Origin of the sequence: Peredibacter sp. HCB2-198 (genome assembly GCF_045999315.1) — a bacterium.
GTDB lineage: Bacteria > Bdellovibrionota > Bacteriovoracia > Bacteriovoracales > Bacteriovoracaceae > Peredibacter.
The window spans coordinates 1,959,482-1,970,492 of sequence record NZ_CP174607.1 but is presented as its reverse complement, the minus strand read 5'-3'; the positions used below and the strand labels follow the sequence as shown (position 1 = coordinate 1,970,492).

General features: G+C 42.1%; 10 protein-coding genes. 7 read left to right on the top strand and 3 right to left on the bottom strand.

The window, feature by feature from the left end; genetic code table 11:
- Nucleotides 1-54 precede the first annotated feature (54 nt).
- The 7 genes from ACJVC5_RS09780 (at nt 55) to ACJVC5_RS09750 (ending at nt 8,736) form a co-directional block, all read left to right on the top strand.
- Nucleotides 55-960: an aspartate carbamoyltransferase catalytic subunit gene (locus tag ACJVC5_RS09780; RefSeq protein WP_408099189.1), complete on the top strand. Its 906-nt coding sequence runs from the start codon at nt 55-57 to the stop codon at nt 958-960.
- Nucleotides 960-2,033, top strand: a complete 1,074-nt coding sequence (locus ACJVC5_RS09775) for a carbamoyl phosphate synthase small subunit (RefSeq protein ID WP_408099188.1) — start codon at nt 960-962, stop codon at nt 2,031-2,033. Before ACJVC5_RS09780 ends, ACJVC5_RS09775 begins: the two co-directional genes overlap by 1 nt.
- A 2-nt stretch (nt 2,034-2,035) precedes the next feature.
- Entirely contained in the window at nt 2,036-5,215 is a 3,180-nt protein-coding gene (gene carB / locus ACJVC5_RS09770) for a carbamoyl-phosphate synthase large subunit (RefSeq protein ID WP_408099187.1), read from the top strand.
- On the top strand, nt 5,212-5,907 hold the full coding sequence (pyrF, locus tag ACJVC5_RS09765) for an orotidine-5'-phosphate decarboxylase (RefSeq protein ID WP_408099186.1): 696 nt from the start codon (nt 5,212-5,214) through the stop codon (nt 5,905-5,907). The genes carB and pyrF overlap by 4 nt, the downstream gene beginning before the upstream one ends.
- A 1-nt stretch (nt 5,908) precedes the next feature.
- Nucleotides 5,909-6,526 (top strand): orotate phosphoribosyltransferase, encoded by a 618-nt coding sequence (pyrE, locus tag ACJVC5_RS09760; protein WP_408099185.1) that lies wholly within the window; start codon nt 5,909-5,911, stop codon nt 6,524-6,526.
- Entirely contained in the window at nt 6,523-7,788 is a 1,266-nt protein-coding gene (lysA, locus tag ACJVC5_RS09755; RefSeq protein WP_408099184.1) for a diaminopimelate decarboxylase, read from the top strand. The genes pyrE and lysA overlap by 4 nt, the downstream gene beginning before the upstream one ends.
- A gap of 150 nt (nt 7,789-7,938) precedes the next feature.
- Nucleotides 7,939-8,736, top strand: coding sequence for a hypothetical protein (locus ACJVC5_RS09750; RefSeq protein ID WP_408099183.1), 798 nt, complete (start codon nt 7,939-7,941; stop codon nt 8,734-8,736).
- 72 nt (nt 8,737-8,808) lie between these two features.
- Here the strand turns inward: ACJVC5_RS09750 and ACJVC5_RS09745 are convergent, their stop codons facing one another.
- From ACJVC5_RS09745 to ACJVC5_RS09735, 3 genes are read right to left on the bottom strand one after another with little or no spacing between them, the layout of a single operon-like run.
- The gene (locus ACJVC5_RS09745; RefSeq protein WP_408099182.1) at nt 8,809-10,068 is read right to left on the bottom strand and encodes a Y-family DNA polymerase; all 1,260 of its coding nucleotides are present in this window, start codon (nt 10,066-10,068) and stop codon (nt 8,809-8,811) included.
- The gene (locus ACJVC5_RS09740; RefSeq protein WP_408099181.1) at nt 10,065-10,463 is read right to left on the bottom strand and encodes a S24 family peptidase; all 399 of its coding nucleotides are present in this window, start codon (nt 10,461-10,463) and stop codon (nt 10,065-10,067) included. Before ACJVC5_RS09740 ends, ACJVC5_RS09745 begins: the two co-directional genes overlap by 4 nt.
- A gap of 5 nt (nt 10,464-10,468) precedes the next feature.
- Nucleotides 10,469-10,795, bottom strand: a complete 327-nt coding sequence (locus ACJVC5_RS09735; RefSeq protein WP_408099180.1) for a hypothetical protein — start codon at nt 10,793-10,795, stop codon at nt 10,469-10,471.
- Between the last annotated feature and the right edge of the window lie 216 nt (nt 10,796-11,011).

The following is an 11,011-nucleotide window of genomic DNA, read 5'->3' as shown; positions in this document are numbered from 1 at the left end:
TCTATCCTATTTTCTTCAATTCAGATTCACTTACTTTTGACCTCCAGGAGGAGAATGATCAAGCATTTTGTATCACTCGCTAGTTTTTCCGTTTCTGATATTCAATCCCTTATTGATAGGGCACAGTATTTTTCTCTTCACATCTCTCAACCTGACAAAATCCAACATCTCTTAAAAAATAAAATCATCGTAAATGCTTTCTACGAACCAAGCACTAGAACTCGTTGTTCATTCGAAATGGCCGCGAAGAGACTTGGTGTTCAGGTGATAAATTTTGTGCCAGAAAATTCGAGTGTGAAGAAAGGTGAAACGATCTACGACACGCTTAAGACTCTAGAGAGTCTTGGAGCAGATGGAATTGTGCTCCGTCATTCAGATGATAATGTGTTCAGTGATCTTTATGAAAAATTCAACACTCCCCTCTTGAATGCTGGTGCTGGAAAATACGAGCATCCTTCTCAAGGACTATTAGATCTTCTAACTCTCAAACAAGAGTTCGGAAAATTAGAGGGCCTTAAAATCGCAGTTTGTGGGGACATTAAGCATTCCCGAGTGGCAGGATCACTCATGGTGGCGGCCGAAAAATTCGGCATGGAAATTTACTTATGTGGTCCGGAAACGATGCTTCCGAATGTGGATAAACCATTCATTAAAAAAGCGAATTTCGACGAAGTTCTTCCGATAGTAGATGCTGTCATGATGTTAAGAATTCAGTTAGAGCGTCACGAGAGCCTGGAATTAGATTCCAAGTCCTACCACACTCAATTTGGTCTAACTTCAGCACGAGTCAACAAAATGAGAAAGGATGCCATCATCATGCATCCGGGACCATTCAACCGCAATGTCGAAATCGCGGATGAAATTGTTGAGCATAAGCAATCTAGAATCTTTAAACAAATGGGCAACGGCGTATTCGCCAGAATGGCCATCTTAGAATGGGCCCTTGGCGGGAGTAATTAATGAAAAAAATTAAACTGATTCTGGAAACAGGTGAAGAGTTCGTCGGCGAATCAATTGGGCACGAGATTGACGGTGCTCACTCTCTCGGCGAACTCGTTTTTAACACGAGTATGACGGGCTATCAGGAAATTATCTCTGATCCTTCATACTGCGATCAGATGGTTGTGATGACTTACCCTCTGATCGGAAACTATGGTGTGAACAAAGATGATTTCGAATCTCTGACTCCGGCCCTTAAAGGTCTCGTCGTCAGAGAGTGTCCACCTGAAGGTTCTAACTGGAGAAATGAATACTCCCTTCGTGATCTTCTCAAACGTTTTAAAATTCCTGGAATTGCGGGCCTTGATACACGTGAGCTTACAAAAAAGATTCGTGAGAAAGGGGTGATGAAAGCAGTTCTTGTTCCTGAGAGCTTTTCAGCAGCAGAGGCCAAGCCTCTTCTTGAAAAATCACTTGGGAACGATCAGATCGCTCGCGTCTCAATTAAAAATCCCATTCACTTCCCGGGTGAAGGTAAGCGCATTGTTCTGATGGACTTTGGTTATAAGAAAAATATCCTACGCTCACTTATGAGAAGAAACTGTGACGTGGTAGTAGTTCCTTGGAACGCAACCACTGAAATGATTCAGAGTTACCGACCGCAAGGAATTCTCCTTTCTAACGGTCCTGGGGATCCGAAAGATGTTCCTGGGGTTCTACCGGTCATTCGTGATCTACAGAAAATGTATCCGATGTTTTGTATCTGTATGGGCCATCAGCTTTTCGCTCTGGCAAATGGTGCTGATACCGAGAAACTAAAATTCGGTCACCGCGGTGGTAACCATCCGGTAAAAGATTTGAATCTGGGTAAGGTCTTTATGAGTTCACAGAACCACGGTTATGCCGTGACTGTGAGTTCGGTGGAGAAATCAAACTTAGAAATTTCTCAAATAAACATTAACGACAATACAGTTGAAGGTCTTCGTCACAAGACGCTACCGGCCTTCTCAGTTCAGTACCACCCGGAAGCTTGTCCAGGTCCTGAAGACACTGGATGGTTATTCGATGACTTTTTGGCTTCAATAAGGAAATAACAATGCCTCTACATCCAAATCTTAAAAAAGTATTAGTTATTGGTTCAGGCCCGATTGTTATCGGACAAGCAGCGGAGTTCGACTACTCAGGAACTCAGGCCGTAAAGTCCTTGATTGAAGAAGGTCTAGAAGTGGTACTGGTAAACTCAAACCCTGCGACCATCATGACGGACAAGGAAACTGCTCACAAGGTTTATATCGAACCTCTGACAAAAGAGTTTCTTCTAAAAATCATTCACAAAGAAAAGCCAGATGGAATCGTACCTACTCTAGGCGGTCAGACTGCTCTTAACCTGGCAGTGAAACTGGAAGAAGAAGGTCACCTTAAGCGCCTGGGAGTTCAGCTCCTTGGTTGTAAGGTCGACACGATTCAAAAGGCGGAAGATAGAAAACTCTTTAAAGAACTCATGGTGAAGATTGATGAGCCAGTACCTGAGTCACGAATTGTGACGACTGTGGGTGAAGCTCTCGAGTTCACAAATAAGATTGGATACCCAGTGATTATCCGTCCTGCTTTCACTCTCGGTGGAACAGGTGGTGGTATCGCCAGTTCAGAAGAAGAACTTTTTACAATCACAACTTCAGGTCTAGCGGCCTCTCCGATTCAACAATGCCTCATCGAGAGATCAATCGCAGGCTTCAAAGAAGTTGAGTATGAAGTTATCCGTGACAGCAATGATAACTGTATCATCGTATGTAACATGGAGAACATTGACCCCGTAGGTGTTCACACAGGTGACTCGATCGTAGTGGCCCCAAGCCAAACGCTAAGTGATAAGGAGTACCAACTTCTTAGAACATCAGCGCTGAAGATCATCCGCTCACTAAAAATTGAAGGCGGATGTAACGTACAATACGCTCTCGATCCACACTCATTCCAATATTATGTGATAGAAGTAAACCCAAGGGTTTCTCGCTCTTCAGCTCTGGCAAGTAAGGCAACTGGTTATCCGATTGCCAAGATTGCAGCGAAGATCGCAGTCGGCTTCACACTGGATGAAATCATTAACCCGGTGACAAAGAAGACTTATGCTTGTTTTGAGCCGGCACTCGACTATGTGGTGAGTAAGATTCCTCGCTGGCCATTTGATAAATTCAACAAAGCGAACCGTCGCCTAGGAACTCAAATGAAGGCCACCGGTGAAGTCATGGCCCTAGGACGAACTTTTGAAGAGTCGATGCTTAAAGCAATTCGCTCTTTAGAAGTCGGTCTTTATCACTTAGAACTTCCGGAACTAAAAGATAAAACGATCCCTGAGATCTTGGAGAAAATAAATAAGCAGGATGATGAGCGCTTTTTTGCTGTCGCTGAAGCGATGAGAAAAAAAGTACCTGCTAAAGATATCCATGAACTCACTAAAATAGATTACTTCTTCCTCGCCAAGATTCAAAACATTATCACGATGGAAGATAAGCTTGAAGCTGGTGACAAGACCCCTGAAACAGTGAGAGCAGCAAAGAGACTGGGTTTCTCTGATCGCTACCTTGCTCGAGTATGGAAAACGTCTGAGGAAGAAGTTTTTAAATTCAGAAAAACCAACAAGATCACACCTGTGTTTAAAATGGTGGATACTTGTGCCGGTGAATTTGAATCAACAACTCCTTACTACTACTCGACTTATGAAAACCAAGATGAGGTCTTGGAATCTTCTAAGAAAAAAGTTGTGGTACTTGGATCAGGTCCCATCCGTATCGGTCAAGGAATCGAGTTCGACTACGCTACTGTTCACGCCATCGAAGCAATTCGAAGCATGGGCATGGAAGCGATCGTCATTAACAATAACCCTGAAACAGTTTCAACTGACTTCAATATCTCAGACAGACTCTACTTCGAACCTCTGACAGTAGAAGACGTTTACAACGTGATTGAGCGTGAAAATCCAATCGGTGTGATCGTTCAGTTCGGTGGTCAAACGGCGATTAACCTTGCTGAGCCATTAGCTAAGCGTGGAGTAAAAATCCTTGGTACATCGACGGATGACATCGACCGCGCTGAAGACAGAAAACGTTTCGAGGCCCTTCTTCGCGAATTAAAGATCGCTCAACCTCTAGGTGTAACTGTAACTTCGATTAACGAAGCGGTTGAGAAATCAGCCCACTTAGGTTTCCCGGTGATTGTACGTCCATCATATGTCCTTGGTGGTCGCGCGATGGAAATCGTTTATAACGAAAATGAACTCATGGATTACATGAAGCGCGCGGTTCAGGTAAATCCTCAGCACCCAGTTCTGATCGACAGATATATGATCGGTCGAGAAATGGAAGTGGACGCCATCTGTGACGGCGAAACCGTATTCATCCCAGGCATCATGGAACACATTGAGAAGGCCGGAGTTCACTCTGGTGACTCGATCGCGGTGTATCCTCCGCAAAGTGTCTCTCAGGACATTCTGGATAAACTTTCTGAAACCACTCTATCCATCACGAAGGCCCTCAACATTAAAGGTCTCATCAACCTTCAGTTTGTGATCTATAAAGGGGACGTGTTCGTACTTGAAGTGAACCCTCGCTCGAGCCGAACAGTACCGTTCCTTTCTAAAGTAACAGGTGTTCAAATGGCCAAGGTCGCAACTAAGGCGATCATGGGTGAATCACTCCTAAAACAAGGCTATTTCCACGGAACTCTAGCACCAAAGAGTGATGTAGCGGTGAAAGCTCCAGTATTCTCATTCGCGAAACTCTCTGAAGTAGAGATCGCCTTGGGACCTGAGATGAAGTCTACTGGCGAAGTGATGGGAAAGGATAAAATTTTCGAGAAGGCCCTTCATAAAGCATTCGTGGCAGCAGGACTTGTGATTCCAGACTCTGGAACAATCCTTGCGACTATCAACGATATGGACAAGGAAGAAGCGGTAAAACTCTTTAAACGTTTCTACCAAGTGGGCTTTGACTTCGTAGCGACAGAGGGAACAGCAAAGGTCCTGAAGGCCGCGAACATTCCGGTTAAGACCATCGCTCGCATCGGTCAGGCAGAAGACGATATTATTAAAGAAATCAGATCAGGTCGGGTGGCCCTCATCATCAACACGATCTCGAAAGGGAAAAACGTTGAATCCGATGGTTTCAAAATGAGGCGCCTCGCGGTTGAGCGAGGACTTCCTTGCTTAACTTCACTTGATACAACAGAAGCATTACTCAGAACGATTGAAAGAAACACTTACTCAATGGACCCACTAGCATGATTCCAGCGAATAAGATCATTGTTGCTTTAGATGTCTCAGATGAGAGGAAACTGCATGACCTTATGGATTCCTTAAAGGGCCATGAAGTCTGGACCAAAATTGGAATGGAAGTGTTCTACGCTTTAGGACCAAAAGTCATTCATGAAGCGAAAGATCGCGGTTTTAAAGTTTTCCTTGATCTAAAGCTTCACGACATTCCCAATACGGTAGGGAAAGGCATCGCCTCTCTTTGTAAACTTCCCATCGATATGGTGAATGTTCATGCCGCTGGTGGAAGTGAAATGATGAAGCGAGCAGCAGAAGCGGTTAAAGCATCAGCTCACTCCCCGCTTCTCATTGCTGTTACTCAATTAACGAGTACCACGACTGAACAAATGAACCATGAGCAAAAGATCATGGGTGATGTGAAAGAAAGTGTGGCGAACTTTGCCAAACTTGCTAAAGCTTCAGGTTGTGACGGAGTTGTATCTTCGCCTCTGGAAGTTGAACTTATTAAAGAACTCTGTGGCAAAAATTTCTTAACTGTTACTCCGGGAATTAGACCGGCTGATTCAGCCGCCAATGATCAAAAGCGCATCACCACTCCGATGGATGCTTTAAAACTCGGCACTGACTATATGGTGATCGGTAGACCGATTACTGAAGCCAAGAATCCACGTGAAGCTCTCGAAGCCATTTTGAAAGGACAATAATATGAATCATGCTGAACAAGTTGCAAGTATCCTTCTTAAAGAAAAAGCGGTTTTCCTTCGCCCGCATGAGCCTTTCACTTGGACCTCGGGAATTAAGTCTCCCGTTTATTGCGATAACCGTCTACTAATCTCAACTGTGGATTCTCGCGATTACATCATCAAGGCCTTCGCAGATGCGGTCAGAAAGTTAAACGTAGACGTGGTAGCTGGAACCGCCACGGCCGGTATTCCATGGGCCGCCTGGATTGCTCAGGAGCTTAAACTGCCACTGGTTTACGTTCGTAGTAGCAGCAAAGATCACGGGCGCCAAAATGCCATTGAAGGGGCAACCAAACCAGGACAAAAGACCGTCCTCATCGAAGACCTTATCTCAACCGGTAAAAGTTCGATTGCTGCCGGTGAAAAGCTCCGTGAAGCGGGTCTAACCGTGCTCTCAATCATGAGTATCTTCACCTACGACTTCCCTCAGGCACAAGAGGTGTTCAAAAAAGCAGATTTTAAATATGACTCACTTTCTAACTTTGAAGTCCTGGCGAAAGTCGCCTATGATAATAAGATGCTCGATACACAAGCATTACAGAATGTCCTGGAATGGAGAAAGAGCGTCGTATTTCCATGAAAAACTTAGAATACAAAAACAAAAAACTGCAATTCTCAAAAATTGATATCGCTTCCGTCGCTAAAAAAAACAAGACCCCATTTTACTTATACTCTGAAGAAATCCTGGTTAAAAACTACCAGGATTTCTATCAAGGTGCTGTGAAAGCAAATTTGATCAATCCTTTAGTTTGTTTTGCACTTAAATCAAATCCTAATAAGGAATTGGTAAAGATCCTGGCAAAGATGGGCTCTGGTGCTGATATCGTATCGGGTGGCGAACTTAAGCGTGCCATGGAGTGTGGAATTCCGGCCGAGAAGATCGTGTTCTCAGGTGTAGGTAAAACAGAAGAAGAAATTCTTTACGCCCTTAAAGTATCAAAGGGCAAACTTTGTTCATTCAACGTTGAGTCTCTAGAAGAACTAGAACTCATCAACTCTTGCGCTAAACGTACGAAGACAATTGCTCGCATTTGTTTCCGTTTAAATCCAGTAGTAAAACCAAAAACTCATAAGTACATCTCCACTGGTAATAAGACCCATAAGTTCGGGTTACTGGAAAAAGACGTACTATCATTTTTAAAAGAAAAAAAATACTGGAGCCACTCAAAACTCGTTGGTCTCTCGATTCACATTGGTAGCCAGCTTCTTGATCTTAAGGCCACAAAGAAGGCCATTGCTAAGATGTGTGACATTGCCCTTAAAACTCAAGCTCCACTCGAGTTTATCGATGTGGGTGGCGGTTTGGGTGTGGATTACCACCCTTCTGAAACAAAACGCATGCCTTCGATCGAAGAGTATATGACTCTCGTTTATAAGACTCTTCACAAAGAGTTCTACTCAAAATCTGATCTTCGTCCACGCGTAGTATTTGAGCCAGGTCGCCGAATTATCGCGAAAGCGGGAATTCTGGTGATGAGAGTGCTTCGTAACAAGATCTCTGAAGATAACCATTTCGTGATCGTTGATGGTGGTATGAACGATTTCATGCGCCCTTCTCTTTACGGCGCTTACCATGGTGTGACTCCGGTTCAAGAAGCGAAAGCAACAACTAAGGTTCACGTTGTGGGCCCGATTTGTGAAACATCTGATTGTTTCGGCTCAGATCGCCCTCTTCCAGCGCTTAAGAGCGGAGATCTAGTGATCCTAGAAGATACTGGTGCCTACGGTTACAGTATGGGATCAAACTACAATCTTCGTGGAAGACCACTGGAGCTTCTCATTCAGAAGAATAAGAAGTTGAAGACAGTGAATAAAGCGCAGGATTACAAAGAACTTCTTTAAGCAACGTAGACATAATTTTCATTCAAATCTTATGCTTACTCTAAGTCTCCTCAGAACTTATTCATAAGCCGCAAGGGGTTTAAGAAATCTTATTACCAATTATTTCAAAAAATCTTAGATAATAAGAATTTTAGATATATGAGGCTAGTAATGAGAGCGAATAAAGTAGAATTTCTGATTTTTGTTATTTTTCTAATCATAAGTTCTGTTGGGCATGCTGAAACAAATGAATGGGCAAAATATGATTGGGTTACCGTCAACACAAAGGGTCGCGACCCTTTAAATGGAGGCCCGCTTCTTAAATACATTCAACAAGAACCAAGAAAAATATACGTTTACAGTCCTGCAATCAACCTAGAAACAATTGAGATATCACCTAGGCCAACGAAAGTTGTTACAGCTATTCAGCAACCAGAAATATATTTCAAAAAGGAAATAGAGATAGCAATTCAGCAATTTGATAATCTTTCAAAAGATTTTCTAAACTGTAGTAACTCAAAACCCTGGCCAGAAAAAACGGAATGCTTAAAAAAAATTGAAATTTGCTTCGAAAAGTCCTCAAACATTCAACTTATGCCATGCTTCGACATCGGAATGCTGCAAATGTGTAAGCAAAAGATGCCTAACTGTTTACATGAAAAAGAGGCTTTTCAAAATTTTCTGCGTTGTTTTTCTCCTAATATTGATCTTGGTTTTATGTATGAGATCTATAATAAAGAAGCCAAAATTCGTCCATACTATACTCTTGATGTTGGGCCCTTTGAACCTTCACCAGACATCCACTGCAGATTTACCTACTACAAAAACAAGTTTCATTTGATAGAGATATTATTTAAAACATTTGAAAGACCAGAACTAAACGTCATTCCAAAGAAAACTCATGTTGAAGACAATATCTACGAATTAAAGAAGAAACAAAATAAAAGCCAAGGTAAGTCATTTCAATGAATAGCATGCCTCTCCTGCGATATTGAACTTCAAAAAATAAGTATCTCCCAAGGACATGTCATATAATTCAAACTAACTAATCTTAAGCAAAGGTAACTCTTTCCAGTTAGTCGTATAATCTCTTGAATAGAAGTCTGCTCTACGAGTCCATTCCTTTTTTCCATAACCGCACGCTGCACTTCTGATAGTGTGCTTCCCCCAACGGCCATTGATACTATCCAATACTGAATTTAGTTTCTCGTTATCTTCAAAGTTATTTGAAAAAAGATCCACCTGAGATTCATTCCTTGGGCGAATGTCTGAAAGCAAAATCCCGCCCTTTTTGTATCCATACCCGGGCCTATAAATATCATCTAACACCTTATGAGCTGCTCTGATTAAGGAGATTTGGTCGGCGGTTCCACTTAGAAATGTGGTAAATCCAGAGCCATAGTACTGGGGAATCTCTTTAAATGGATTGGTGTGAATAAATACACTGATATGATAACAAACACTATTTTGCTTTCTAAGAGTCATGCTCGCGTTGGTCACAAATTCAGCTAAAGATTCTGCAATTTCTCTTTTTGTATAAATATCACTTCCATAACTGCGACTGTTACCAATCATATCCTTGTCTTCAACTTCGAGCATTTCAATGCATGGATTTCCACGAAGTTCCTGCCAAATCTTCACACCTACCTTGGTGAGTAATTTTTGAATTTGATCTTTATTCTCGTATTGCCTGAACTCCCAGGCCGTTTTAATGCCCATCAAATTGAGTTTGCGAACAGATGAACTTCCAATTCCCCAGATGTCTCTGAGAGGATAATTCATAAGAACTTCTTTGATGTTAGAATCATCTATCACTAAAACACCATCGCTCTTCTTAGAAAGCTTGTTCGCTATTTTTGCCAAGACTTTTGTTGGAGCAATCCCAACTCCACACGGAAGACATGAATTTATCCATACCTCTTTTTTAAGAAATCTTCCAAAGTCTGCAAAATTGTGAATGTTTCCGATGCCTGATAGATCACAAAAGGCCTCATCAACACTATATGTTTCTGTTCTAGGAACAATATTGAATAAAGTGTGGTGAAAGCGACGTGAAAAATCATGAATCAATACATAATTTGATGAAAAGACCACTGCATTTGCTTGTTCAAGCTGTTTAGCTACTTTGAAGTATGGTTCACACATCGTGGCCATAAAACCCAAGTTCTTCGCAATTCTGTTGGCCGCAATGATTGCCCCATCATTATTGGAAAGTACAACAATGGGTCTTTTCACTATCTCAGGCCTAAACACTGATTCAACAGAAGCGTAACATGAATTCACATCTACGAGAGCAATCATCCAATACCTTCAGGTTTAGAATAGATATTAACTATGGCAACAATGCCGCCCCAGATCTGTGCTTCAAAATCCATTTCATTCTGTAAGCAAATCATTTGAGGTACCAGAAATGGTTTGTTCTGAATCAAAGTGTATTCACCTAAGTGAAACTCACTCCCTACAATCACAACATATAAGTGACCGACCTTTGGCCTATTGAGTTTTCTATCTACAATGACGATATCGCCTTCCTTAATATGGAATTTTTTCCCCTGGCCTCCGGATGCGCGCCACAAATAAATGTTTGGGGCCTTTAGCGCAAAGAGCTCGTCTAGTGAAAGCGTCTTCTGAGCGTATTCTGTACAGGCAGATTGAAATCCAGTTTGGCCTTCGTATTCAAACTCTTCTTGGTGCATAGTTTTTATTTCTCTGTTGTGAGCCATTTTTTGATTCGAATATGTTCTACAACTTCACCAACGATAGCTTCAGGATATTGACTCGGGTCTATCCCAAGTGGAGGAAAAAGATATTGATTCCCATGGATACATTCGTATCTACATAGTCGGAAGTTACTTTCAATTTGGACCAATACCAGGCTTCCTGGAGTTGGGCCTTGAGTTAGGTCCACAATAATCTGATCTCCAGCTTTATAGCTGATATCCAGGCCATTACGGATAGAGCTAAGAAGTGGCTCATCAAAGGTTAGAGAGTAAGTTTTAAGATGCTGATCGATTTTATGTGCTTCCATGGGACCTCCTGAAGTTTTCTGATTATCCGTAATTTTTCCGTACCATCAACTACTTTTTAGAGATCCATCAACTTTTCATTAAAATTCGTTAGTTGAATTTGATTTTTGAATTCTGCGACATTCAATTGAAGTCCAGAAGGAATTAAAGAGAGCTGCAGAGCGCTTTAGAATACGTTTTGATTGGGATTGAAGGCCCCAAATGGAGCCTTCAATATA

Excerpts from the sequence above, each read along its gene's own strand:
- ACJVC5_RS09780 (WP_408099189.1), top strand. The coding sequence starts at position 55 with ATGATCAAGCATTTTGTATCACTCGCTAGTTTTTCCGTTTCTGATATT.
- ACJVC5_RS09775 (WP_408099188.1), top strand. The coding sequence starts at position 960 with ATGAAAAAAATTAAACTGATTCTGGAAACAGGTGAAGAGTTCGTCGGC.
- carB (WP_408099187.1), top strand. The coding sequence starts at position 2,036 with ATGCCTCTACATCCAAATCTTAAAAAAGTATTAGTTATTGGTTCAGGC.
- pyrF (WP_408099186.1), top strand. The coding sequence starts at position 5,212 with ATGATTCCAGCGAATAAGATCATTGTTGCTTTAGATGTCTCAGATGAG.
- pyrE (WP_408099185.1), top strand. The coding sequence starts at position 5,909 with ATGAATCATGCTGAACAAGTTGCAAGTATCCTTCTTAAAGAAAAAGCG.
- lysA (WP_408099184.1), top strand. The coding sequence starts at position 6,523 with ATGAAAAACTTAGAATACAAAAACAAAAAACTGCAATTCTCAAAAATT.
- ACJVC5_RS09750 (WP_408099183.1), top strand. The coding sequence starts at position 7,939 with ATGAGAGCGAATAAAGTAGAATTTCTGATTTTTGTTATTTTTCTAATC.
- ACJVC5_RS09745 (WP_408099182.1), bottom strand. The coding sequence starts at position 10,068 with ATGATTGCTCTCGTAGATGTGAATTCATGTTACGCTTCTGTTGAATCA.
- ACJVC5_RS09740 (WP_408099181.1), bottom strand. The coding sequence starts at position 10,463 with ATGCACCAAGAAGAGTTTGAATACGAAGGCCAAACTGGATTTCAATCT.
- ACJVC5_RS09735 (WP_408099180.1), bottom strand. The coding sequence starts at position 10,795 with ATGGAAGCACATAAAATCGATCAGCATCTTAAAACTTACTCTCTAACC.